At 60.1% G+C, this 22,290-nt stretch carries 20 protein-coding genes; 4 read left to right on the forward strand and 16 right to left on the reverse strand.

Features of this window, described 5'->3' with window-relative positions; translation table 11 throughout:
- Positions 1-76 precede the first annotated feature (76 nt).
- Positions 77-1,933: an ABC transporter ATP-binding protein gene (locus tag ACMYUN_RS03320; RefSeq protein ID WP_056784851.1), complete on the forward strand. Its 1,857-nt coding sequence runs from the start codon at positions 77-79 to the stop codon at positions 1,931-1,933.
- A gap of 39 nt (positions 1,934-1,972) precedes the next feature.
- Here ACMYUN_RS03320 and ACMYUN_RS03325 read toward each other — a convergent pair whose 3' ends face one another.
- The 7 genes from ACMYUN_RS03325 to ACMYUN_RS03355 form a co-directional block, all read right to left on the reverse strand.
- Positions 1,973-3,118 carry an ATP-binding protein gene (locus tag ACMYUN_RS03325; RefSeq protein ID WP_415762851.1) on the reverse strand — a complete coding sequence of 382 codons (1,146 nt, stop codon included), beginning with the start codon at positions 3,116-3,118 and terminating at the stop codon, positions 1,973-1,975.
- 179 nt (positions 3,119-3,297) lie between these two features.
- The gene (locus ACMYUN_RS03330; RefSeq protein WP_415762852.1) at positions 3,298-3,639 is read right to left on the reverse strand and encodes an antibiotic biosynthesis monooxygenase family protein; all 342 of its coding nucleotides are present in this window, start codon (positions 3,637-3,639) and stop codon (positions 3,298-3,300) included.
- A gap of 28 nt (positions 3,640-3,667) precedes the next feature.
- Positions 3,668-4,642 carry a zinc-dependent alcohol dehydrogenase family protein gene (locus tag ACMYUN_RS03335; protein WP_415762853.1) on the reverse strand — a complete coding sequence of 325 codons (975 nt, stop codon included), beginning with the start codon at positions 4,640-4,642 and terminating at the stop codon, positions 3,668-3,670.
- A 63-nt stretch (positions 4,643-4,705) separates the two neighbouring features.
- Complete coding sequence (locus tag ACMYUN_RS03340) at positions 4,706-5,008, reverse strand: ArsR/SmtB family transcription factor (protein ID WP_024012559.1); 303 nt, start codon at positions 5,006-5,008, stop codon at positions 4,706-4,708.
- A gap of 117 nt (positions 5,009-5,125) precedes the next feature.
- Complete coding sequence (locus ACMYUN_RS03345) at positions 5,126-5,524, reverse strand: nuclear transport factor 2 family protein (RefSeq protein ID WP_415762854.1); 399 nt, start codon at positions 5,522-5,524, stop codon at positions 5,126-5,128.
- Positions 5,525-5,573: 49 nt separating this feature from the next.
- A complete protein-coding gene (locus ACMYUN_RS03350) occupies positions 5,574-6,170 on the reverse strand; it encodes an NADPH-dependent F420 reductase (protein WP_415763952.1) in 597 nt (198 codons plus the stop codon).
- 7 nt (positions 6,171-6,177) lie between these two features.
- Positions 6,178-6,930: a 3-oxoacyl-ACP reductase family protein gene (locus ACMYUN_RS03355; protein WP_415762856.1), complete on the reverse strand. Its 753-nt coding sequence runs from the start codon at positions 6,928-6,930 to the stop codon at positions 6,178-6,180.
- A gap of 112 nt (positions 6,931-7,042) precedes the next feature.
- Between ACMYUN_RS03355 and ACMYUN_RS03360 the strand changes: the two genes are divergently transcribed.
- Positions 7,043-7,969, forward strand: coding sequence for a LysR family transcriptional regulator (locus tag ACMYUN_RS03360; protein WP_039762165.1), 927 nt, complete (start codon positions 7,043-7,045; stop codon positions 7,967-7,969).
- 169 nt (positions 7,970-8,138) lie between these two features.
- Positions 8,139-9,098, forward strand: a complete 960-nt coding sequence (locus tag ACMYUN_RS03365) for a DMT family transporter (protein WP_310409273.1) — start codon at positions 8,139-8,141, stop codon at positions 9,096-9,098.
- A gap of 432 nt (positions 9,099-9,530) precedes the next feature.
- On the opposite strand, the gene ACMYUN_RS03370 is transcribed toward ACMYUN_RS03365, so the two are convergent.
- The 7 genes from ACMYUN_RS03370 to ACMYUN_RS03400 form a co-directional block, all read right to left on the reverse strand.
- Positions 9,531-10,187, reverse strand: coding sequence for a DUF2931 family protein (locus ACMYUN_RS03370; RefSeq protein ID WP_415762857.1), 657 nt, complete (start codon positions 10,185-10,187; stop codon positions 9,531-9,533).
- Positions 10,187-11,728, reverse strand: a complete 1,542-nt coding sequence (locus ACMYUN_RS03375) for a phospholipase effector Tle1 domain-containing protein (RefSeq protein WP_415762858.1) — start codon at positions 11,726-11,728, stop codon at positions 10,187-10,189. The genes ACMYUN_RS03370 and ACMYUN_RS03375 overlap by 1 nt, the downstream gene beginning before the upstream one ends.
- 138 nt (positions 11,729-11,866) lie before the next feature.
- Positions 11,867-12,226: a DUF6124 family protein gene (locus tag ACMYUN_RS03380; protein WP_129998445.1), complete on the reverse strand. Its 360-nt coding sequence runs from the start codon at positions 12,224-12,226 to the stop codon at positions 11,867-11,869.
- Between the two features lie 491 nt (positions 12,227-12,717).
- Complete coding sequence (locus tag ACMYUN_RS03385; protein ID WP_415762860.1) at positions 12,718-13,074, reverse strand: hypothetical protein; 357 nt, start codon at positions 13,072-13,074, stop codon at positions 12,718-12,720.
- 8 nt (positions 13,075-13,082) lie between these two features.
- Positions 13,083-13,517 (reverse strand): NUDIX hydrolase, encoded by a 435-nt coding sequence (locus ACMYUN_RS03390; RefSeq protein WP_415762861.1) that lies wholly within the window; start codon positions 13,515-13,517, stop codon positions 13,083-13,085.
- Between the two features lie 40 nt (positions 13,518-13,557).
- The gene (locus ACMYUN_RS03395) at positions 13,558-14,118 is read right to left on the reverse strand and encodes a nucleotidyltransferase family protein (RefSeq protein WP_415762863.1); all 561 of its coding nucleotides are present in this window, start codon (positions 14,116-14,118) and stop codon (positions 13,558-13,560) included.
- Positions 14,119-14,213: 95 nt separating this feature from the next.
- Complete coding sequence (locus ACMYUN_RS03400; RefSeq protein ID WP_415762864.1) at positions 14,214-15,158, reverse strand: GlxA family transcriptional regulator; 945 nt, start codon at positions 15,156-15,158, stop codon at positions 14,214-14,216.
- Between the two features lie 116 nt (positions 15,159-15,274).
- Here ACMYUN_RS03400 and ACMYUN_RS03405 point away from each other — a divergent pair, with 116 nt between their 5' ends.
- Positions 15,275-16,039, forward strand: a complete 765-nt coding sequence (locus tag ACMYUN_RS03405) for an SDR family oxidoreductase (protein WP_415762865.1) — start codon at positions 15,275-15,277, stop codon at positions 16,037-16,039.
- A 57-nt stretch (positions 16,040-16,096) separates the two neighbouring features.
- On the opposite strand, the gene ACMYUN_RS03410 is transcribed toward ACMYUN_RS03405, so the two are convergent.
- Both ACMYUN_RS03410 and ACMYUN_RS03415 read right to left on the reverse strand, forming a co-directional pair.
- On the reverse strand, positions 16,097-21,559 hold the full coding sequence (locus ACMYUN_RS03410; protein WP_415762867.1) for an AAA family ATPase: 5,463 nt from the start codon (positions 21,557-21,559) through the stop codon (positions 16,097-16,099).
- 59 nt (positions 21,560-21,618) lie between these two features.
- Entirely contained in the window at positions 21,619-22,290 is a 672-nt protein-coding gene (locus ACMYUN_RS03415) for a response regulator transcription factor (RefSeq protein WP_415762869.1), read from the reverse strand.

Consider the following 22,290-nt stretch of genomic DNA (forward strand, 5'->3'; position numbering starts at 1 on the left):
GCAACACGACGCTGAAACCCGCAACAACGCCGATAGATGGCAGAATCTCCACACCCTGATCACTTCGGAGACCGCAATGCTTCGCCTGTTTGAAGAAAGGCTCGACCCCTTCCCGCCCGACGAGGCGCCGCCACCGCCAGTCGGTCTGATGCGTTTCTTGTGGGCCTGCACCCGGGGCGCGCGCGGTTACATCCTCGCCTTTGCCCTGCTCAGCGCCAGCGTGTCGATCTATGAGGCGTGGTTGTTTTCCTTCCTCGGGCAAGTGGTGGATCTGCTCTCGACCTGGCAATCCGGCGGCGCCGCCGGTGATGAGGAAAGCCGCGTGTTGTGGGGCATCGGCATCGTGCTGGTAGTCAGCATTGGTCTGGTGGCGCTACGCACGATGGTTCAGCACCAGATCCTCGCGATCAATCTGCCGCTGCGCCTGCGCTGGGACTTTCACCGATTGATGCTGCGGCAAAGCCTGTCGTTCTTCTCCGACGAGTTTTCCGGACGCGTCACAACCAAGGTTATGCAGACCGCGTTGTCGGTCCGCGAAGTGCTGTTCACCCTGATCGAAATCCTCCCCGGCATCGGCGTGTATTTCATCGCGATCATTGCGCTGGCGGGTGGCTTTGCGTTGAAGCTGATGCTGCCGTTTCTGGCGTGGATCGTTTTGTTCGGGCTGGCGATGGTGTATTTCGTCCCGCGTCTGGGCAAGGTCGGCCAGGAACAGGCCGATGCACGCTCGTCGATGACCGGGCGGATTGCCGACGCCTACACCAACATCACCACAGTCAAACTGTTCTCGCACTCCAAGCGTGAAGCGCACTTTGCCCGCGCGGCGATGGAAGATTTCAAGCTCACCGGCTTCCGCCAGATGCGTTTGGTGAGCCAGTTCGAAATCGTCAATCAGGCGCTGGTGGTCGCGTTGATTCTCGGTGCCGGTGGTTACGCGTTGTGGCTGTGGCATCAGGGCGAAGTCGGCACCGGCGCCGTCGCGGCGATCACCGCCATGGCGTTGCGCATCAATGGCATGTCGCACTGGATCATGTGGCAGATGACTTCGCTGTTCGAAAACATCGGCACCGTCCAGGACGGCATGGCCACCCTGACCAGCGGCCCGAAAGTCCAGGACGCACCGGATGCCAAAGTGCTGGAGCCTGCCGGCGGCGAAGTGGTTTTCGACAATGTCAGCTTCAACTACAACGGCGAACGCCAAGTGCTCGACGGCTTGACCCTGCACATTCGTCCCGGCGAGAAAATCGGTCTGGTCGGCCGCTCCGGTGCTGGCAAGTCGACCCTGATCAACCTGCTGCTGCGCTTCTATGACGTTGATCGCGGCGAGATCCGCATCGATGGGCAGAACATCGCCGAGGTGACTCAGGACAGCCTGCGCAGCGTGATCGGCATGGTCACCCAGGACACCTCGCTGCTGCACCGCTCGATCCGCGACAACATCGCCTACGGTCGCCCGGACGCCACCGATGAAGACATCCACCGCGCGGCAGTGAACGCCCAGGCTGATGGGTTCATCAGCCAGTTGAGCGACAAGCAGGGCCACAGCGGTTACGACACGCTCGTCGGCGAACGCGGTATCAAGCTCTCCGGAGGCCAGCGCCAACGCATCGCCATCGCCCGGGTGATGCTGAAGAACGCACCGATCCTGTTGCTCGACGAAGCCACCAGCGCACTGGATTCCGAGGTTGAAGTCGCGATCCAGGAAAGCCTCGATGAAATGATGCAGGGCAAAACCGTGATCGCCATCGCCCACCGCTTGTCGACCATTGCAGCGATGGACCGGCTGATCGTCATGGACGAAGGCCGCATCATCGAGCAAGGGACGCACGCGCAACTGTTGGAGAAGAACGGTACCTATGCGCGTCTGTGGCAGCACCAGAGCGGCGGGTTCCTCGGTGAAGATCGCGGTTTGGTTGAGGTGATGGAGGAGTGATCAGGCCGGAGGGCCGGGGCCGGCTCTCCATCGATTGGCCTAGATGGTGACGGGGCTTTCGGCATCAATCGGAAGCTTTACGCGAAACACCGTTCCGCCGTCCAGATCAGAGCTGACCTCGATCGAGCCGGCATGTGAGGCGACGATTTCCGAAGCGATAAACAGGCCCAGACCCAGCCCGGCAACGGGCCCGTGATCAACCACGGAGCGCTGCGAGAAGCGCCCCATAGGGTTGAAGATGAACGGCAATACATCCTCCGGAATCGGCTCGCCGCCGTTGTGCACCATGAACACCGCGCAATCCGCCCGAGCTTCCAGTTCAACCGTAACCGGAAACTGATTGTCGCCGTGGGTCACCGCATTGCTGATGATGTTGGAAAAGACCTGTTCCATCCTGGCGCCATCGAACGCTCCCATCACCGCCTCCTTCGCATCGAACCGCACGTTGGCCTGCGGATGAAAGGCGCGGATTTCCTCGATCACCCGCTCGCACACAGGGCTGAGATCGATCAGGGATTTTTTCACCGGAATCCCCGGCCCCATCTGGCAGCGCGTCAGATCCAGCAGGTCGCCCACGATCTGGCTGGCGCGCTGCACGCTGGCGTAGATCTGCCTGGCCACTTTGCTGGTGCGCGGGTCGGTAGCTTCGGAACGACGCAACATATCCGCACCGAGCAGAATCGCCCCCAGCGGCGTGCGCAAGTCATGGCCGAGAATCCCTAGAAACACGTTGCGCGACGCCTCGACGGCGCGCGAGTAGCTGGCAATCGACTCGGCCAGCGCCTGATCGATGGCTTCGTGAAAGCGTGTCATGTCGTCGACATTCACCGATTTGCCATCCTTGACCTGACGCAGCCACTGGCTCAGCACACTGGTGCGAAGCGCGCGGTATTCCGACACCATCTGGTCGATGGTAAAACCGGCCATCAGCCCCGTCACCGCGTGGGTTTCCGCAGCTGTTTCTTCATCGTCGCGCGGCGCCTGGCCCTGGGCTTTGGCGATTTGTTCGCTCATGGTCTGCTTGGTCCGCAGATCGATGACGATGGCGCGCAACATCTGCTCGGCGTGATCGCGCAGCGCGACGTTATCGAGCTCCACCCCGGGCGTCTCGATGGTGCGGGCGAAATCTTCCCAGGCCTGCAGGATCGGCTCTAGGTTTTCGAGAATGAAATCTGGCAGGCGCATGGCTGTAGTCCGCAGGGGAAATCCATCAACGCCAGCAATTGAGCCGGCGCAGATTTCGGAAAGGGGAATTCAGGAGTACAGAAGGTACGGCTGACCTCGTGCAGCCTACCATCATTGCAGTGGTTCAACGCGGGGGGAAAATCGGCAGCAGCCGCTTGTGACGAAAGCTATCAGAACACTCAACTCCCTGTGCTTGAGCTGCTGCCCGCAACGCTCAAGTCGCCCCCCGGAAAAGCACCACCCTCAATGTGATACACGCTCGGCTCTGCGGAAAAATAATTCTCCAGCCTCAGCATGAAGCGCTGGTGGTCCTCGCTTTCTTCAAACCCCGGCGAGTGGTCCTCAAGTGACTGCCAGCGCACGATCAAGTTGAATTGCTCGGGGGTTTCAATACCTTGCGCCAGCAAGTGGCCGCCGTATCCCTTGGCGCGGGTGAGCAACGGTTCGACTTCGGCAAATGCGCGTCGGAAGGCCTCAGTCTGTTGTGGGTGAACGGGCAGCACAGCGATCTCGTAAACCATGATGTTTCTCCAAAATCAGTGAGCGGATTCAGACGATGAGCGAAGGCTCGACGGCGATGGCAATTTTTCCCAGCAGACCGTTGTTGGCGCTCTCCAGGCGGGCGTGGGCGAGCGGGATGTCGGCGAGCGAATAGACCGCGCCAACGTGTAGCCGCAGCTGACCGCGATCGACCAATGCGCTCAGTTCATCGAGCTTGCCGCGATTCTGCCGGGTGAAGACGAAGTGGTAGCTGGCGTTTTTGCCCCAAGCCTGAACGAGGTTTTGTGGCTGCGCGATATCGACGATCGAGACCACACGGCCAAGCTGAGCGAGCGCGTCGGCACTGCGAGACAGGGTATCGCCGCCGATGGTGTCGAACACCACATCAACGCCATGCCCGGCGGTTTCGCGCATGATCGCTTCGACGTAATCCTCTTGGGTGTAATCGATCACCACATCAGCGCCCAGGCTGCGGACGAACTCGGCATTGGCCTCGCGAACGGTGGTAAAGACTCTCGCACCCATGGCCTTGGCCACCTGAATCGCCACATGGCCGACCCCGCCGGCGCCGCCGTGGATCAGAATGCTTTCGCCAACGCGGAGCACGGCGCGCACGGTCAGCGCTTCCCAAACCGTACCGCCGACCAGACTCAGACTGGCCGCCTCGAGGTGGCTCAGCGAGGCAGGCTTTCTGGCGATGATGCTTTCGGCTGCGACGTGGTACTCGGCATAACTGCCCTGCCCGTCGAATATCTGCGGGGTGTACCAGACCTCGTCGCCCGGCGCGAAAGCGCTGACGCCCGGGCCGACGGCTTCAACCACGCCCGACACGTCGTGACCGGTAATGGCTGGCAGCGGCACCAGGTCGGGATAGTCACCGCGCCGAACCTGATAATCCAGCGGATTGATGGAAGTAGCGTGCACTCGGACCAGCACTTGGCCCGCTTGCGGAACCGGTTTTGGAACGTCGCTGAGTTCGAACGAATCAGGACCGCCGAAGGATTTCAAAATCATCGCTTTCATGGCAAAACCTCGTATCGATAAAGAGGGATATCGAGAATTCTCGATATCCTGGAGTAAAAAAATTTACAGCTCTTTCCCTATGATCTCTGCAAGCGCGCTGATAGCTGCCTCATTGCGTTTGTAGTAGGTCCATTGACCGATGCGTCGCACTTCAACCAGCCCCACCCGCTGCAACGTGGCCAGATAACTCGACACCGTCGACTGCGACAGGCCGATACCTTCCTGGATGCTGCTGACGCAGACACCTTCGACGAGAACGTCACCCTCATCCTGCGGGGGGAAGTTCTTGACGGGATCCTTCAGGCCTTCAAGGATCTTGAGGCGCGTCGGGTTCGAGAGGGCTTTGAAGATTTCGATCAGTTCCATGCGCCGAGGATATCGAGATTCTTCGATATGTCAATGCGCGATTTTGATCTGATTGGCAGTCTGCGACAGGCGGCATCGGGATTCGCTTCGCCGCCCTGCCCTGCCCTGCCCTGCGGCTCAGCCTTGGGGCGCATCCAGCAACACCCACAACCGCACGATTTTTCCCGCTTTGATTTCTGCCACATCAACGCCACTGACGACTACCGGCCCAGCGCTCGGGCCCGCATGCCAGCGCAGGTAACCCAAGCCATGATGCCCAACCGCCGGCCCCTCGGGAACAAAAGCGAAGTCCGCCCCGAACTGATCCAGCAACGCACCGGCCACCTCTGAAATCGCCGCCCGCCCGATGACGATGCCAGTCGGTTCGTACATCGTCGGTGTGTCTGCAAAAAGCTCCTGCACCGCCGCAATGCGCTTCTGTGCATCGCGCTCGTTGAACACGCGCTGCAGGTTGGCCCGCAGCAAGGCGTCGTAGTTTTCAACCTCACTGATATTTCGCGAATCTGAGCCAGACATTTTTGAATCCTCGATTGCTATGTGAAGCCCAGTTGCCCGGGCTCAGCGGTTAACCATGTTTGACCAGGTTCAAGGCTGGCAGCGGTCCGCCCGGGAACTGCGCAAGCATTCCCTGCTGCACACCGCCCAGGTCGATGCCGTAAAAACCCAGTTGAGTAATCAGCTCTGCAACCCTGGTTTTGCTCGCGGCATCTTCACCGGAATAAAACAGCACACGCTTGCCGCCCTCGGCGGTGGGATCGGTCAGCAGAGCCGCGAGCAAATGGTTGAAGGCCTTGACCACGTGCGCACCGGGCAGCATCTGCGCCACCACTTGCGAAGACGGCTGGCCGCCCAGATCGAACGGCTTGAACAGTGGCGCCTCGATCGGGTTGTTGGTATCAATCACGATGCGCCCGTCCCAAGGCCCGAGATCGCGCACGGCATCGGGGATTTTCGACCAGTTCACCGCCAGAAAGACGATGTCCGCCTGACTCGCCTGCCGAGCAGTTACGGCTTGTGCGAGTGGGCCCAATTCGCTGACAAAGCCAGCAAGACTTTGCGGCCCGCGGCTGTTGGCCAGGCTGACCGGCAGGCCTGCGTTGACGAGCAACCGAGCGATGGCGCCGCCGATGGAACCAGTACCAATGATGCTGATAGTCATGATGCTCTCCTTACGCGGTGAAGCCGCCGTCGACGATTAATTCTGCGCCGGTGACAAACCCTGCCTCTGCACTGGCCAGGTACGCCACCGCGCTGGCAACATCCTTGCCCTCGCCGTAACGGCCCATGGCGATGTTCGGGCGCAGGAAGTCCGCGACCGGCCCGTCCGCCGGGTTCATGTCGCTGTCGGTCGGGCCAGGATGGACGGTGTTCACAGTGATGCCGCGCGGCCCAAGATCGCGCACCAGTCCACGACTGAAACCGGTCAGCGCACCTTTGCTCAGGGTGTAGACGGAGGCCGTAGCGAACGCCGCGTATTGCACCATCGAGCTGCCGATGTGAATGATGCGGCCGCCCTGCCCCATGTGTTTGAGCGCTTGCTGAGTGGCGACGAAGACGCCGGTCACGTTCACCGCAAGGATGCGTTGAAAGTCCTCGAAGGCGATGTCCTCCGGGGCACCGAGCACGCTGATGCCAGCGTTGTTCACCAGGATGTCGATCTTGCCGAAACGCTGTGCAACCTCGGCAATCGCTGCACGTACAGCCTCGGGATTGCCCGCATCGGCCGCCAGCGCCACAGCCTGGCCGCCCGCCGCAACGATTTCCTGCACCACCGCTTCGGCGCGATCTGGCGATGCGTTGTAGGTGATGGCGACGGTGGCGCCATCTGCCGCGAGTCGCTTGGCAATTGCTGCGCCGATGCTGCGTGAGCCACCGGTCACGATGGCGATTTTGCCGGTCAGTGGAAGCGTGGAAGTGTTCATGGTCGAGCCTCTGGGTGGTTGGAGTTGATGAGCCTATGAGACGCCTTTTGATCTTCCACCAGTAGTAGAAGCCACCTAGAATCACTTTCAATCATTCGTTGAAGGTGCGCCGATGGAAACGTTAGGCAATTTGCTCTCATTCGTGCGCAGCGCTGAGGCGGGAAGCTTCTCTGCGGCGGCGCGGCGCTTGGGCCTGACACCCGCGGCGGTCAGTCGCAATGTCGCGCAGCTGGAGGCCAACCTCGGCGTACGCTTGTTCCAGCGCAGCACGCGCAAACTCACACTGACCGAAGCGGGAGAACGCTTTCTGGCCAACGTCGGCTCGGGACTGGAGAGCGTTCAGGCGGCGATCGCCGATGTGGCCGGCAATGCCGGAGAGCCTTCCGGGACTTTACGTCTAAGTGCGGCACCGGGCTTCGCCAAGGATTTTCTGCTGCCGCTGATGCCGGAATTTCTCAAACGTTACCCTTCGGTAACTCCCGAATGGCACGTCGACAATCGCCAGGTCGATCTCATCGCGGACGGGTTTGATGCGGCCATCGGCGGCGGCATCGAACTCGCGCAAGGTGTGGTCGCCAGAGCTATCGCGCCGGCGCATCTGATCCTGGTGGCATCGAAGGCATATCTCTCGGGACACAAGCGCATCCGGCACATTGAAGAACTGTCGACGCTGGATCATCTGGCCATGCGCTCGGTGCAGACCGGCAAGGTGCGCAGCTGGATGCTGCAAGGGCCCGATGGGCAACGAGCACCGCTGGAGTTGGCGCCGCGCCTGTTGGTCAACGACCCGCAAGCGCTGTGTCAGTGCGCGCGCTTGGGATTAGGGGTTGCGCTGTTGGCGGTTCCGGATGTGCTGCCGTATCTGCAGGACGGCACGCTGGAGAGGGTGTTGCCGGGTTGGCATGTCGATGCGGGACAGATCTATTTGTACTTTTCCAGCCAGAAGCTGTTGCCGGCAAAGACCCGGGCTTTTGTGGATTTTCTGGTCGGTCAGGCTCGAGAGGATGGGTGGGCGACTCGGCTTGATGCTCGAGCTTAGCCAACAAGTTATACGACCTCTGAAACTCAAGCAGCATCATGACCAAGCGGATTATCCAGCCTTTCAAGCTTGCCGCCCCTGCTCGATTACGGTACAAATCGAACAGTTGTACGACAACATAATAAAAACCTGAGCCACCCTGAGTGGCTATTATTTTTGAGAACTGCCCATGTCCCGTCCTGAATTTGCCCCAACCGTACCGCCGCCCTTCCCCCGTTATCTCGCCGTGATCATTCTGTTGTGCATGGGTTGTGCCTTCGCCGGCAACCACGTCGCGGCACGGGTGGCTTTTGATGACGGCGCGGGTGTGCTGCTGGCAATTCTGATGCGCTCGGGCGGGACCTTGCTGGTGCTTGCCGTTCTCGTTCTGTGGCAGCGGCAAAGTCTGCGTCTGCCGGCAGGCGCGTGGCGTTGGCAATTACTGCTGGGCCTGCTGATCACCGCGCAGAGCCTGTGTCTGTATTCCGCTGTCGCACGAGTGCCGGTCGCTTTGGCACTGCTGGTGGCCAACGTTTTTCCGATCCTGCTCGCCTTGCTGACCTGGGCGCTGGGCGGCCCACGACCAAGCGCGCGCACCGCGATGTTGATGGGCTTGATTCTCGTCGGGCTGGTGTTCGTACTGGACGTCCCCGGACGTCTGTCAGACAGCGCCAGCGTCGGCCCGGAATGGTTGCTGGGCGTCGCGCTCGCCTTCTGCGCCGCCAGCGTCTTCGCCTGCGCGCTGTGGATCACCGACCACAAACTGTCGCAAGTGCGCGGCTCGGTGCGCAGCCTGCTGACCATCTTCATCGTGTTCAGCAGCGTCAACCTCGCCGGACTGACCGGCGCCCTCCCCGGCGGACTCAACCTCCCCGCCACCTCAACCGGCTGGCTGGCCCTTGCCACGCTTGTGGTGCTCTATGGAACCGGCTTCATTGTGTTGTTCATCTCCGTGCCCCGACTGGACATGCCACGCAACGCCCCGGTGATGAACATTGAGCCATTGGCGACGTTGTTGATGGGCTGGATTGTGCTGGATCAGATGCTCAGCAGAGGACAGATCATCGGTGGCGTGATTGTGGTGAGCGGGATTGTTTTGCTGACGTATCGCAAAGCGCCGGTGAAGGTTGGGGTGAAGGCTGAGGTTTGAGGGGGTGTCGTGGCGGGACTCTTGGTTGGCGAGTCCTGCTTATCGCCGCCGGCTCAATACCGGATCAGCAGAATTGCAGGCTCTCGAGGTCTACCTGGGCATAGCTTCCTATTTCACCCTGGTAGATATAAATCGCAGTTACCTCCAGCTCCGTTTGTAAGAATTCCGCCAGCGTTCTGAGTCTGGTGCTTGTGGTCATGACAGGGCGTACAACCGTCGCGCTACCGGGTTGGTCATCGTAAGTTCTGACGAGAAAGTCATCGACACCATCCATAATCAGGTAATTGAAACCTCGATACTCATAGCCTGCGTCGTAGTCAACATCTTCGAAACGGTCGACCTTTTCTATTCTCAAGACGCCGCCCCTAATTCAACTCAAATAACTGAAACGGTCTGGCGCCTGGAAAGTAGATGGAGCTCCATCCACATCATTTACCAACTACCGTACGGGATGCCGAACTTATCAATGTATCGCTTGGCCTTTTCACTCACGGGATAAGCATAGCGCCCGCCATGCTTGCCCTGCTCAGGGCCGAGAGGTTCGAGTTCGCCTTGAGCATGGGAGACTTTTATCGGGCGGTGGCAGGAGTCCCTGACCCATGCTTGAAGCACTCCCCCCGGGGCGAGCCCCACAAGCAGCGTTGCGGAGTAACGTGCGGTTCTTTCGGGAGTCTTTGGGCACCGCTGGTGTGTGGACTGCACCATCAGTTGCCTCGCTTCTTCTGGAATCTCTATGAAGCCTTTATAGGTTTTCTGCTCCGATATCGACTGCCAACGGACAAAAATCATTCGAGGAAGGTCAGCACCGGTTACCAAAACTCCAGAACCACCGACTGTTCCCCAACCGCGGGCAGACTCCGTCCCATCTTCTGGTTCGCCTCCGGGAGCGGATTTTCCACCGACTCTGAAAAACATTCTGTTATTGATATCCAGCACCGAGCTGTCCTCAACCCAGATCTTCATGTAATTCGGCTCAACGAATCCTATTTGCCACCAAGGAGACTTGGGGTCATCTTCTCCACTTTCGAAACCTCCTTTCTGGCAGCCCATTAACAATAAAGCGCCAAGCAGAACGATTACAGACTTCATTACCAGAGTTTCCAATCAGCTACGTGAGGGTGTTGTACACGGATCGCGTCTTCCGTCGGGGCGTTGATGTAAACAGCATCAATGCCGCTCCCATCTCTTCTTCCGAGGGGATGATTCCAGTTTGCAGAGGTATGAATGTACTTCAGCTTGAGCAAAGCCTCTTCTTCTGCAGTTGTTCTGTAGTTTCCTGTGAGAAATCGGTCACAAAGAGATTGGAGTTCTGCCGGCACGGAGTATTCGTCATCTTCGGGTATATCAATGAATTGAACACCCTTTTCTTTTGCCAGCTGATACATGACTCTTAAATAAACTCTCGAAAGTTTTCCACTCACCGGACGTTTCAATTGTAGAGCGGCATATACGCGCTTCTGCCCCGGTGAAAGCCTGTCTTGATGCTCCTGCGGAATTTCGAAGGAGGCCGGGGTGACAATATCCAGCAGATGCGCAGGCCATCCTTTAGCAATCCACTCGCTTTTTACACGCGCGGCGTCGTGATAAATCGACGTCGTTGAAACGTCTACGTACCGAGGCACAGCGAGAGTTTGCATAGGGCTGACGAGCACGCATTCTTCGACTTCATCGAGATAGCTGCCGCCAATATCCGAATGAACCCCAGGAAGAGTGTACTCAGGGTGCGCGGGTTTCACTCGGCTGAGGGCAAAATTAGCGCGACATTCATCACGCGCTACGAGATGTACGACATCCATGAAGTATTGACGGTCCAGGTAAAGCCTCACACCGGGAGCTATGGGACTTTTCACCCGGCCGAGATTGGTGAAGCCGGCAATCGAGGGCACCGTGTCAAAGAGCCCGATGAAACCCATTTTGATGCCGTTTCCGTATTTATTATCAAAGGTGCGACTGAAATCTGCGGCGTTCCGGTTTAGGATATCTCCTAAAGCTCCTTGCTTACCCCGCACCACTTCATTTGCGAAGTGCCGTGCAGCAGCAGCCCCACGGCTGAAGCCAAATGTATCGAACGTCAGGGACGCAATTTCACTGTCGGGATTCTCTTGCAGTGCCTCTTCGATAGCTTGTTTTATCTGCGTGAAGGACGCTTGTACGCGACTCGTAACACCAGTCTCACCTCGCCCCGTTCCAGCACCTACAGCGCTATCCATCTGATTGCTTTCAGTGCCTATACCTTCGACATATATTGGGCTTGAGACGTACTTAAGAAAGCCATCGCCTTCGGCTTTCTGGGTCTTTTTATACAGAGAAAACAATTTCTTGATATTCGTAGGCCCGGCACCATAACTACTATCCGGATCACTCATGTAAGGCATGCAGCTAGCCGGTATATCCTCCGGCGCAATCGGATGCTGGGCACCGCACAACAACCCCGCAGCAGAGTTGTTCGCATTGTTGCCTGTGCCATCAAAGAAAACCCCGATCCTCAACGCAATGCCTATTTTCTCAGGCTCGCGCGCGGGTTCTTTCCCGTGTTTCTCATACTCGGCCCAGTGCTGGGCGTGTATGTCGACGGGTTTGGCTTGTTCGTAGCGGTAGTTTTTCGGCGGGTTTGGAACGTAGCCACTCAATCCTTGATTCCTTGTTCTGATCCTTGAAGAACGGCCCGAAGGGTGACAGTCGGTGCCGGGTGGTGCAAGCCGTGGCGGTGTGCCAGTCATGGCACAACCGGGGGATGCGACGAGGTTTGGCGCTCGTCGCGTTGCGGGTTATTTGGCTATTTCGACTTTGTCCAAAGCCTGATTTACCGCGATTTCGCCGAGCATGACAACTTGGGCGATGCCCAGCAGGGTTTTGCGGCGCGGGTTGTCGAGCAGCGCGGCGAAGTCGTAGAGCATGGTGGTGGCCGAGCCGAGGGATTCGCTGGCGTTGGCCAGCAGGGATTCGGTGTCGTATTTCGGATTGGCGAGGAACATCTGTTCCGGGGTGTTGGTGCTGGCCAGGATTTCAGCGGGACCGAGATAGTGATCGAGGGCGCGTTCGGCGGCTTCGTGAAGCTTTTTCGAGGCGCTGGATTCGTAGGGCGATGCGGGGTCGTTGGTTGGGGGATTGGGTGTGACTTTGAACATGGTGAAACTCCTGATTATTGGTCTGGAGCTACCAACATCACTTGCAGATGATGGGTGGCAGCTGTGTGCGGGTCTGCAAGACCGGGAAATCAGGAACCCGGCAGACCCGAAGGTCTCCCGCACAAAGCCGCCATTGAGCGGACACGAACAAGTGTCCTTTGGCAGGACGATGCGACTGATTTCCGACGGGCTTGCAGACCCGATCACTGATGAGTAGTGACAGGAGTCAAGTTACGGAGGGAACGGCAGACGCACAAGGCGGATTCTGGCGTAGTCGTAGGGAATGGCGCAAGGCGTTGTAGCCGTTTGCTTGAGGCTGGAGCTACTGTTTAAACGGGCTGATGGTTTTCTGTTTATGTGGCGTGAATGGGCTGCCGTCATCGCGAGCAGGCTCAATCCTACAAGGGGATTGTGCTGAGGTTTCCGGCGATCCTTGCCTGTCATGATCCTGAAATTTCCCGTCTGATCTGAAGAGCAATCACAGCGAAACCTTAACCAGCGCCGCGCTGGGAAACTGCATGGTTCTGAATTGAAGTTACATCTTCCCATCGCTCTACAGTTTCCACGCACTGGTGATCACTGTCGGTGTCAATTTCAAAAGCTATGAACCGTTCTGCTTGGTTCAGGATCAAGCCATACAGCCGTGGCATGCCGGGGAAATCGACTTCCAGTTCAAGTATCACGCTGCCCGCCCAGTCGATGCCCTCGCTTTCGCCATAACCAACCAAGGCGACGGGAAGACCGGCGTTGCGCCAGAATTTTGCGGTCGTCACTAGCCGATGGGCCGTCACGGCATTCTGTTCCTGCACATTCAACTGTCGCTTCTTGAGCAGGCGGTTGATTTCCATTTTGCTCCTCAGTCGTTTGCCGCTAGTTGTCCTTGGTACTTCAAAGCCTCAATCAAAAACCCCAGCGCTCGACGAAACACAGGATGGCAATCGCCATACGGTAATTCATCGAGTGAGGCCCAGAAAAACTCGAAGACATGCCCATGATCATCCAATGTCTGGTGAGACCATCGCTCTGGCAGTGGCTCACGCACCTCGCAACGTTGAAATGACCAGACTTGTCCGTGGTGGAAAGACTCCCAGCTGCCTAAATCTTCACAGATTGTCGCATTGTGGATACCGGACTCTTCCGCCAGTTCTCGCAAAGCGGCCTCGGCAGGTGATTCTCCGCGCTCAATGGTTCCTTTTACTAACTGCACCCCAGCCTGTGGATGTCGAAACAACAGGATTCGCGGGCGCTGTGCGACACAAAGCACAACAGGACAGGCCTTGTCGGGATGCATAAGATTTCCTTATCGGTTTAAACGATCCATCGGGGTGGCATCAACCCTGCGTTACAAGCGTCAACTTCGGCCAGATCTCGAGCCATCTCTTGGACTGCACGCGCTCCACAAACACCGCATTTTTATCACTTTCAAATCGGGCGGTTGGCCGCACTTTCAGCGCAAACAAATCCTCCAGCCCCAACGGCGCCGAAACCTTTATCGCACCATGCCGATCAAGCCTGACCCCTACTGCCGTAGCGGTTTCCGGCCAGAACGTCATTGCATCGGCAGCCGCCCCATAAGGCGCATCGGCGTTCCGCTGGTGCATGCGTGCCTGGTTTTTCACCGACCAGTTCAAGCCACTGCACAGGGCTGCAAGCTCGACCTCCAAGGCCAAATCCGTTTGATGACCGGGACGTTTTCTGTCGAACCATATGACATCAATGTCCTCGGGCAACGGCGAAGGCTGGCGCTGATGCAGATGATCCCAAACCAGGCTGCGCACAAAACCTGCGGCAACCCAGCAGTCCGGCAAATTGAGATCCCTGACCATGCGCAGGATGTGCATACGGACGGGATCCTTATCAATCAGATCCCGCAGTTGCGCTTCCAGATTCATTTTTTCAGTCCATATCCGTTTGCTGCACGAGCCTACCAAAGGTTTCGGGCAAAGGTCGCTGGTGCTCAACATAACGTCACGTAATCAGACGAGCCTCACACCATCCGCCGCGAATCCCGCCGTACCGCCTGCGGCGGCACGCCAAAGCCGCGCATGAACACCTCGCGCATGTGCCGGCGGTCACGAAACCCGGTTTCCCTGGCGACTACATCCAGACTGTGACTGCTCTGCTCGATCAGCAACCGCGCTGCTTCCAGCCTTAGACTCTCAATCGCCTTGGCGGGTGACTGGCCGGTTTCGGCGGTGAACACGCGGGTGAATTGCCGCGGACTCAGGTGCACCACATCGGCCAGTTCTTCGACGCTCAGCGGGCGATTGAGGTGCTTGCGCGCGTAATCCAGTGCACTCTGAATGCGATCGGATTTGGGTGACAGCGACAGCAATTCCGAATGCTGCGACTGCCCGCCCGAGCGGCGCTGGTGCATCACCAGTCGATGGGCGACCGAGCGGGCGATTTCGCTGCCCAGATCCTTCTCGACCATACCCAGCGCCATGTCGACACCAGCGGTCATGCCCGCCGATGTCCACACCGGGCCGTCGATGATGAAGATGCGGTCGTCCTCGACATTCACCGACGGATGCATCCTGCGCAGCGCCGGGGCGAACGCCCAGTGCGTGGTCACGCGGCGGTTATCCAGCACACCGGCCTGCGCCAGTACGAACGAGCCGGTGCAGATGCCGGCGACGCGGCGTGCGCCGTCGGCGAGCCCGCGCACGCTGTGCAGCACGTCAGCATCGGGCGGCGTCAGCGGTGTCAGCGTGCCAGCCACCAGCCAACTGTCGGCCAGCCCCGCCTGCGTCAGTGGCAACGTATCGACGTGCAAGCCCAGCGAGGAGCTGACGATGCCGCCGGCCTGGGAAAAGTTCTGCACCTTGTACACGGCTTTGCCGGTGACGATGTTGGCGAACTCGAACACCGACTGGGTCGCCAGCGCCATGACCTGAAAACCTTCCGTGAGCAGATAGCCGACTCGATGCATGGTCGCGCTCCGTTTGTTGAATGTCCTGAAACACTACCACATACGTCATACAGGTCGGAGCAGGTTTTCTCCATCATGGCTCACATACCAATCAATCCACTTGCGGGACGCAGCTCATGAAACTTGAAGCCAACACGATCTTCATCACCGGCGGCACTTCCGGCATCGGCCGCGCACTGGCCGAGGCCCTGCATCAGCGCGGCAACAAGGTCATCATCGCTGGCCGTCGCCAGGCCCTGCTGGCAGAGATTGCCCAAGCGAATCCGGGCATCGACACCGTGCAGCTGGACATCAACGATGCACAGCAGATCAAGGACGTCGCCGCCGAAGTCATCCGCCGCCATCCGTCGTTGAACGTGATCATCAACAACGCCGGGATCATGCCCTTCGACAACGCGGGTTCCGGCGACTACGACGATGCGCAGGCTGTCGGTCTGTTGCAGACCAACCTGCTCGGCCCGGTGCGCGTCAGCGCCGCGTTCGTCGAACACCTCAAGCGCCAGTCCGAGGCCTACATCATCAACAACAGCTCGGTACTGGCCTACCTGCCGCTGGCGACCACGGCGCTGTATTCGGCGACCAAAGCGGCGATCCATTCCTACTCGCTGTCGCAGCGTTTCATGCTGCGCGACACCAGCGTCAAGGTCCTGGAAATCGCGCCACCTTGGGTCGATACCGACCTGATTCACAAGAGCGGCGACGAGCGCGCCATGCCGCTGGGCGAGTTCATCGAGGAAACCCTGATCAAGCTGGAAACCGCCACCACCGAAGTGCTGGTCGACCGAGTACTGCCGCTGCGAGCCAACCAGGGCGCGAACGAGCACGGGTTGATCGAGCAGTTCAACCTGTCGCTGCTGGAAAATCCTATTCCGGTGGCCTGAACTCACCGACAGAAACACCCGGGCTCAATGCCCGGGTAGCCTGGCTGTTGATCATGTTCATTCACAACGCGGCAACTCAAACACCACCCGCGCCCCCCTCGGCTCATTGCGCTCGGCCCACAATTTGCCGCCATGTCCTTCAATGATCGTGCGGCAAATCGACAGGCCCATGCCCAGCCCGGTGGATTTGGTCGTGTAGAACGCCGTGAACACCTGCTCTGGCTGCTCACAGGCAAAGCCCGGCCCCGCATCGCTCACGCTGATTTGCACGTTTTCGCCCAGCGCCTCACTGCGAATCAGCAGACGTCGCTGCCCCGCTGCCATGATCGTCATGGCTTCGAGGCTGTTGATGATCAGGTTGAGCAACACCTGTTGCAGTTCGACCCGGTCCGCCACTACGAAAGGCAAATCTGCCGCCAGCTCAACGCTGACCTCAGCGCCGTGTTTGAGCGCTTCACCCCGGCTGAAACCGACCATTTCTTCGATCAGCAGATTGAGGTTGACAGGCTGACGCTGCGGCGGGGTTTTGTGGATCAGCGCGCGGATGCGTCCGAGTACGTCGGCGGCGCGGTTGCCGTCGAGAATGATGTGCCGCAGGCCCTGCTCCACCTCGGCAACGTTCGGCGGTTGCGCACCGAGCCAGCGCAGGGCGGCGTTGGCATGGGTCACCGTGGCGGCGATCGGTTGATTGACTTCGTGGGCGATCGACGCGGCCAACTGACCCATGGTTGCCACGCGATTGGCGTGGGCCAGTTCCGTTTGCACCTGACGATAGCGCCGCTCGCCTTCGCGCACTTGCTCTTCGGCGAGCTTGCGTTCGCTGATATCCAGGACGAAAGCAAGGCCCTGCTGCTGACTTGCTTCGAAGGCGGCCAGACCGACAATCACCGGCAGGCGACCGCCGTCCTTGCGGATGTATTCCTTCTCAAATGGCTGGGCGCGACCGGTGCGGATGGCCGTTGCCAGTGCCACGTCGCTGTTGGCGCGCATCGCCGGCGGCGTCATGTCACGCCAATGGACACTGCCCGAAAGCAACTCGTCACGGGTGTAACCGACCATGCGCAGGAACGCGTCGTTGGCCTCGATGATTTCCCCTTCCACGCTCCAGACGATGATGCCGATGATGTTGGCATCGACCAGCCGACGGATTTTCGCTTCTCGCTCGGCGAGGTCGCGATACAGGCGCGCGTTGTCCAGCGAGATCGCTGCCTGCGAGGCCACCAGGCGCAACACGGCGAGACGCGCCGGGCTGAACACCGCGGCCGACAGGTTGTTTTCCAGATACAGCGCCCCGACCACCCGCGCCTGATTCATCAATGCCAGGCACAGGATCGAGCGCGCGCCTCGTTGCTGAACGTACGGATCAGCGGCGAACAGCGGATCGGCAACCGCGTCGTCCAGGCACAGGTTTTCGCCGGTGCGCAGCGTCTGGTAGAGCACCGACTCAGCCAGCGCCACCGTGTGCAGCGGCGCGTTGCACAGCTGCGTGGCACCGTCGCCGATGCGGGTTTGCGCAGCGACATAGGGAATGTCGGCATCCAACAAAATGAGCAGGCCATGCTCGGCCCCGGCCTGTTCGATCGCGGTGCGCATCACCGTTTCGATCAAACGGTCCAGGACGATCTCCCCGGACACTGCTTGAGAGACCTTGAGCACCGTCGCCATGTCCAAGTGTTCAACAGGCGTAATGAGCGTGGTGGTCGGATTCGGCTGCGCCTCTTCGGCACGCAGAAAACGGTGACGTCGCTCCAGCTCCCGCACTTTGCCTGCGGCGCCCCAGCGCAGATAGGCGTAGCGTGCGTCGCGCAGGTAAACGCGGGATATCTTGGGCAGAGCGCGAGCGCTGTAGAACCGTGCGGCCAGTTCGTTGGCCAGCGCTTCGATATGGAGCAAACCATTGTCCTGAGCCAATTGAATGGCTTGCTCGTACTGCAATTCGGCTTCGAGCAACTGCCCGGTGACGCGCGCCATTTCTGCGCCGACCAGCGCCACCTGACTGGCGAAGGTTTCCGCGCACAAACCCGCCCACACTTGCAATTGGGCATGGTGTTGACCCAGACGCTGTAGCGCATCGGCGTCGGTTTCGCCGTGAGCGGCCAAAGTCAGCGCCGCATAAAAGTGATATTCGGCCTCTTCGAAAAACGCCGAAATCACCCACAACAATCCCTGCGCCTGCGCCGCGCACTCAGCGGCCGCCGCGTAATCCCCCGCCAGGTAGCGCGCCTGCAACTTGCGCACCCAATATTTGCCGCGCGCCAGCGCCAGATCCGCCGACGCGGCGAGATGCGCCTCGACAGCTGTTTCATCGAAACCGTCATGGTTGAAGCCGCCAAACGTCGGCGTCTGCCCGCGCAACATCTTGATCAGCGCCAACTGGCAGCGCATGAAATCGGCCACCAGACCGAAACCGACCTTCTCGGCGTAAGCCAGGCCTGCTTCAGCTTGCGCCTGCATGTCGGCCAGCGGCTCGCCGATGAACAACAGATCGGAAATCAGGCTGTTGCCGGCAAACGCCGCATACGGCAGATCGCCGCTGCGATGGGCCGCGTTGAGCGCACGGCGCAGCAGTTCGCGGCACTCGCGCACAGGCCGCATCCAGCGCACCACGAAAATCGAAAAGCACAACCAGGTGCTCGCCTCGTAACGCGTCAGCCCACGTCGCTCAACCAGATCGCAGCCCAGACGGCCAAATCGATAGCCGGCGGCATAGTCGCCAAATCGCGGCCCCGATATGCGCCCGAAGTTGGCATAGAGCAAACAGGACGCATCGCAGTTGCCGTATTGCAGGCTGAGGCTGACCGCTTTGCAAATGGTCAGGCTGGCGAGGTTCAGATCCGACTGCACCGCCGGCGCGAAGAGTTTGCCCAGTGTATCGAGGGTGGCCCGCGCAGCTGGGTCCTCCATCAGCGGCAAGTCGATCATCCGCTCGATACTGCGCCCGCGCAGGCTGGTCCAGACCTGCTGATATTCGTCACGCACCTGAGCATCGCCCGGATGCGCTGACCAATCGATGCCGACCTGACGCAGATAGGCCAGACACACCGCCACCGCCCGGTCGCTGCGATCAAGCAGCAAGTAGACATCCATTTGCAGGCAGGCCACCGCCGCGCGCTCGACGGTGGTCACGGCGCGCTCGGCCAATGTCGCCAGACGCGTGTCGGCGAGCGCCAGTTGGCCGGTGAGAAATTCGCACTCGGCGCGGTTCAGCGCCAAAGCAAAACCCAGCTCATGCCGACTGTCATAACCCTGCTCGCCCAGCAGCTCTGCGCCGGCGCCCAAGTAAGTCAGTGCCGAGGTGTAAGCGGTCGAAGCCTTGGCGCGCTGGCCGGCAAGCAGATTGAATTCGGCCAGTTGCTCGCGCTCGGCACGCAGGCTGATCAGATGCGCACCGCGATTGAGCTGGCCGACAATCTCGAAGATCGCCTCTTCGCGCCGCTCGCCCTGGGTTTGCAGCGCCAGCAAGCGGCCGATGCGCAGGTGCATTTGCGCCCGTTCGGTTTCAGCGATCAGGGAATACGCCGCTTCATGGATGCGGTCATGCACAAACCGGTAGGCACCGTCCTGACGCTCGACCAGCTCCAGCCGCACCGCTGGCCACAACGCGGGGTGAACGCGAGGGACCGGCACATCGAGGACGGTGGCCAGCGTGTCGAGCCGTGCAACGTTGCCCAGGCAAGCCAGTTGCTGCAGTGCCTGGCGGGTCTCCAGCGGCAGTCGCGCCAGCTTACCAACCATCAAATCGACGACGTTGTCGGTGTAGCCCTTGCCGTTGATCAGCTGCACATCCCAGCGCCAGCGATTGCGCTCAGGCTCGTATGTCAGCAGCTTCTCCTCGGCCAGGGCGTGGAGAAACTGGATGACGAAAAACGGATTGCCGGCAGTCTTGTCCAGCACCAGCCGCGCCAGCGCGACGATACTCGCCGGCGGGCAGCGCAGTGACTCACTGATCAGTTGCTCAATGTGGGCGCCGGCCAGGGGTGCGAGGCGAATCTCGTCAATCCGCACGCCAGCGCTACGCAGCGTGTTGAGGGTGCGACTGAGTGGATGATCGCCATCCACTTCGTTGTCGCGATAAGCACCGACCAGCAGCAGATGAGCAATTTCGGCACGGCTCAGCAAGTCTTCGAGCAGATCAAGGGTGGCCGCGTCGAGCCACTGCAGGTCGTCAAGGAACAGCGTCAGCGGATGCTCGGCCCTGGCGAACACGCCGATGAAGCGCTGCAAAACCTTTAGAAATCGCTGCTGCGCCTGCTGCGGTTCCAGCTCGGGCACGGCGGGCTGATCGCCGATGATCAATTTGAGCTCGGGAATCAGGTCGGTGATCAACCGTGCATTCGGTTCCAGCGCCTGCAATAGTGCTTCGCGCCAGCCCGCCAGCACGTCGGCGCGCTTGCCCAACAGCGTCCGCACCAGCCCCTGAAAGGCCTGGACCAATGTCGAATAGGGTACGTCGCGCTGGTACTGGTCGAACTTGCCGGCGGCGAACAAGCCACGGGTCGGCACCAGCACTTTGTGCAGTTCGCTGACCACCGACGATTTGCCGATGCCGGAATAACCCGAGACCAGCACCAGCGCCGGCGCGCCTGTTTGCACTACGTTGGCGAAGGCATCGATCAATGTTTGCACGTCGTGTTCGCGGCCGTAGAGTTTTTCCGGAATCAGCAAACGCTCGAGGGCGCCCTGCTCGTTCAGCGTAAACGTCTCGATCTGTCGCGCCCGTCGCCACTCGTCGATGCAACGGCGCAAGTCATGCTCGACGCCGGCCGCGGTCTGATAGCGTTCCTCGGCAGTTTTCGCCAACAGTTTCATCACCACCCGCGAGAGCATCGGCGGCACCGTCGCCACCCGTTCGCACGCTGGCATCGGCAGCCGCGCGATGTGGCAATGCACCCATTCCATCGGATCATTGGCACTGAACGGCAGCGAGCCGGTGAGCATCTGGTACAGCGTCACGCCAAAGGCATACAGGTCGCTGCGCGAATCGATCGAACGATTCATCCGTCCGGTTTGCTCCGGCGCCATGTAGGCCAGCGTGCCGGCGATGGTTTCCGGCGGCGTGGGCGCTTGCCGCTCGCGAGGCACGCGCGAGGCCAGGCCGAAGCCGGTCAACCGTGCCGCCCCATCATGGCAATGAACGAAGATGTGCTGCGGTTTCAGGTCTTTGTGCACCAGGCCGCGCTGATGCAGATGGCCCAGCGCCTTGGCAATATTGGCGGCCAAGTCCAGACAGGTTTCGATAGCCAGGGGTGCGACCAGTAATCGCGACAACGGCTCGCCGCCCGGATCGTCGAACAGCAGACGAACCCGAGTGCCCGTGCGCTCCAGCGATGTGGGCTGCAATGCCCAGGCAGGATCGAGATTGTCCCTGAGGCTGTACTCATGCGCGAGCCGCGCAAGGGTCGCCGGCAACGGCTGACCGAGCGCCGGACGCACCGCCAACACGCTGCCCTCGCCCGAACCGCGCTCGCGGGACAACACCCGCTCGCCGTCGTCCCACAAAATCTGTTTGTTGCTGGCCATCTGCGTCGACACTGCTCAAGGTTTTTTCTGCCGTACCGGGTGTTCTGCGTTAGCAACGCTCAGGGGCCGCGCTGCACAGGCTCGATGCCCAACGCCTCAGCGATTCGTACCAGATCGGCCACTGAACGTGCGCCCAGTTTGCGCATGACCTGGCCGCGATGGACTTTGACCGTGACCTCGCTGAGCTTGAGTTGCCCGGCAATCTGCTTGTTCATCAGCCCGGCAATGACGTAGCCGAGCACCTCGCGCTCACGTGCGGTCAGCGTTTCGTAAGCCCGACGCAGGACGGCGCCGGAATGTTCGTCGGCGAGCCGCGCGCGGTCGCGGGCCAGCGCACTGGCCACGGCGTCGAGCATGTCCTGATCACGGAACGGCTTGGCCAGAAAATCCACCGCACCGGCCTTCATCGCCTTGACGCTCATGGCGATGTCGCCGTGGCCGGTCATGAACACCACGGGGATGCGCAAGCCGTTTTTCTCCATCTGCTCCTGAAATGTCAGGCCGCTTTCGCCGCGCAGACGCACGTCGAGCACCAGACAACCGGGCACCTCACGTTGCGCTTGCGCGAGAAAATCCGCGGCGCTGTCAAAGGTTCGCACCTGCAGGCCGATCGAGCGCAGCAAGCTGTCGAGCGCCTGGCGCATCGAGGCATCGTCGTCGACCACGTACACCACCGGCTCGCTGAGCGCAGCGGGACTTTGCGCAGGGCTGGAATGCGACCACAAGGTCAT

Source organism: Pseudomonas sp. CP4 (genome assembly GCF_047758505.1).
In the GTDB taxonomy this organism is placed as follows: Bacteria; Pseudomonadota; Gammaproteobacteria; order Pseudomonadales; family Pseudomonadaceae; genus Aquipseudomonas; species Aquipseudomonas fluorescens_AO.

Bases quoted from the DNA above. Each gene is read 5' to 3' on its own strand.
- ACMYUN_RS03415 (WP_415762869.1), bottom strand. From the start codon at position 22,290: ATGACCTTGTGGTCGCATTCCAGCCCTGCGCAAAGTCCCGCTGCGCTC.
- ACMYUN_RS03320 (WP_056784851.1), top strand. From the start codon at position 77: ATGCTTCGCCTGTTTGAAGAAAGGCTCGACCCCTTCCCGCCCGACGAG.
- ACMYUN_RS03410 (WP_415762867.1), bottom strand. From the start codon at position 21,559: ATGGCCAGCAACAAACAGATTTTGTGGGACGACGGCGAGCGGGTGTTG.
- ACMYUN_RS03345 (WP_415762854.1), bottom strand. From the start codon at position 5,524: ATGTCTGGCTCAGATTCGCGAAATATCAGTGAGGTTGAAAACTACGAC.
- ACMYUN_RS03360 (WP_039762165.1), top strand. From the start codon at position 7,043: ATGGAAACGTTAGGCAATTTGCTCTCATTCGTGCGCAGCGCTGAGGCG.
- ACMYUN_RS03395 (WP_415762863.1), bottom strand. From the start codon at position 14,118: ATGAATCTGGAAGCGCAACTGCGGGATCTGATTGATAAGGATCCCGTC.
- ACMYUN_RS03335 (WP_415762853.1), bottom strand. From the start codon at position 4,642: ATGAAAGCGATGATTTTGAAATCCTTCGGCGGTCCTGATTCGTTCGAA.
- ACMYUN_RS03390 (WP_415762861.1), bottom strand. From the start codon at position 13,517: ATGCATCCCGACAAGGCCTGTCCTGTTGTGCTTTGTGTCGCACAGCGC.
- ACMYUN_RS03385 (WP_415762860.1), bottom strand. From the start codon at position 13,074: ATGGAAATCAACCGCCTGCTCAAGAAGCGACAGTTGAATGTGCAGGAA.
- ACMYUN_RS03330 (WP_415762852.1), bottom strand. From the start codon at position 3,639: ATGGTTTACGAGATCGCTGTGCTGCCCGTTCACCCACAACAGACTGAG.
- ACMYUN_RS03325 (WP_415762851.1), bottom strand. From the start codon at position 3,118: ATGCGCCTGCCAGATTTCATTCTCGAAAACCTAGAGCCGATCCTGCAG.
- ACMYUN_RS03355 (WP_415762856.1), bottom strand. From the start codon at position 6,930: ATGAACACTTCCACGCTTCCACTGACCGGCAAAATCGCCATCGTGACC.
- ACMYUN_RS03405 (WP_415762865.1), top strand. From the start codon at position 15,275: ATGAAACTTGAAGCCAACACGATCTTCATCACCGGCGGCACTTCCGGC.
- ACMYUN_RS03380 (WP_129998445.1), bottom strand. From the start codon at position 12,226: ATGTTCAAAGTCACACCCAATCCCCCAACCAACGACCCCGCATCGCCC.
- ACMYUN_RS03400 (WP_415762864.1), bottom strand. From the start codon at position 15,158: ATGCATCGAGTCGGCTATCTGCTCACGGAAGGTTTTCAGGTCATGGCG.
- ACMYUN_RS03340 (WP_024012559.1), bottom strand. From the start codon at position 5,008: ATGGAACTGATCGAAATCTTCAAAGCCCTCTCGAACCCGACGCGCCTC.
- ACMYUN_RS03365 (WP_310409273.1), top strand. From the start codon at position 8,139: ATGTCCCGTCCTGAATTTGCCCCAACCGTACCGCCGCCCTTCCCCCGT.
- ACMYUN_RS03370 (WP_415762857.1), bottom strand. From the start codon at position 10,187: ATGAAGTCTGTAATCGTTCTGCTTGGCGCTTTATTGTTAATGGGCTGC.